General features: G+C 47.6%; 2 tRNA genes and 1 rRNA gene. All 3 read right to left on the bottom strand.

Features of this window, described 5'->3' with window-relative positions:
• Window positions 1-897, bottom strand: a 23S ribosomal RNA gene (locus CIK04_RS13935); the annotation flags it as partial.
• Between the two features lie 280 nt (window positions 898-1,177).
• A tRNA-Ala gene (locus tag CIK04_RS13930) sits at window positions 1,178-1,253 on the bottom strand.
• Window positions 1,254-1,262: 9 nt separating this feature from the next.
• Window positions 1,263-1,339, bottom strand: a tRNA-Ile gene (locus tag CIK04_RS13925).
• Window positions 1,340-1,386 lie beyond the last annotated feature (47 nt).

Genomic DNA, 1,386 nt, shown 5'->3' with positions numbered 1-1,386 from the left:
CAAAGGGTTGGTAAGTCGGGATGACCCCCYTAGCCTTAACAGTGCTCTACCCCCAGTAGTATTCGTCCGAGGCGCTACCTAAATAGCTTTCGGGGAGAACCAGCTATCTCCGAGTTTGATTGGCCTTTCACCCCTAGCCACAAGTCATCCGCTAATTTTTCAACATTAGTCGGTTCGGTCCTCCAGTTGATGTTACTCAACCTTCAACCTGCCCATGGCTAGATCACTCGGTTTCGGGTCTATATCCAGAGACTATGRCGCCCAGTTAAGACTCGGTTTCCCTACGGCTCCCCTAGATGGTTAACCTTGCCACTGAATATAAGTCGCTGACCCATTATACAAAAGGTACGCAGTCACACCAYGAAGGTGCTCCTACTGCTTGTACGTACACGGTTTCAGGTTCTATTTCACTCCCCTCACAGGGGTTCTTTTCGCCTTTCCCTCACGGTACTGGTTCACTATCGGTCAGTCAGGAGTATTTAGCCTTGGAGGATGGTCCCCCCATATTCAGACAGGATATCACGTGTCCCGCCCTACTCGATTTCACGCTCGATGAAGCGTCGGTTACGGGGCTATCACCCTGTATCGCCAAGCTTTCCAGCTTGTTCACCTACTTCAACGAGTGCTTAAGGGCTAATCCAGGTTCGCTCGCCGCTACTACCGGAATCTCGGTTGATTTCTTCTCCTCGGGGTACTTAGATGTTTCAGTTCCCCCGGTTTGCTCTGTTAACCTATGGATTCAGTTAACAGTAACTGCTTATGCAGTTGGGTTTCCCCATTCGGAAATCGCAGACTCAAACGGCTCTTACTGCCTTATCTGCGCTTATCGCAAGTTAGTACGTCCTTCATCGCCTCTGACTGCCAAGGCATCCACCGTGTACGCTTAGTCACTTAACCATACAACCCCAAAGGGTCTTTGTTAAACAACCAAAGTTGCTATCTCATTATTTGAATGAGCGAGATAGCGTTGATTTTGCCGGACTCAATTTCGAATAGTCACTTAACAGTGACATTCCCAAGAACACTTGAATGTGTTTGTTGGTGTTTGTCATAAAGACAAACATTGAGAACTTTACAAACAACAATAAATTGTTGTTTTGTCAGCTTTCCAAATTGTTAAAGTAGCAGATTTTCTAATGAAACCATGTTAAAGATTCTTAGGAAAAACCCTTAAAGATGGTGGAGCTATGCGGGATCGAACCGCAGACCTCCTGCGTGCAAGGCAGGCGCTCTCCCAGCTGAGCTATAACCCCATCGTTGAGTGGTGGGTCTGAGTGGACTCGAACCACCGACCTTACGCTTATCAGGCGTACGCTCTAACCACCTGAGCTACAGACCCACTAGATGCTCTAATCTAAACCGTATCAATCTGTGTGAACACTCATC

The organism is Vibrio sp. 03_296 (assembly GCF_002265885.1).
The sequence above is the reverse complement of the archived record's forward strand: the minus strand, read 5'-3'. Positions and strand labels throughout refer to the sequence as shown.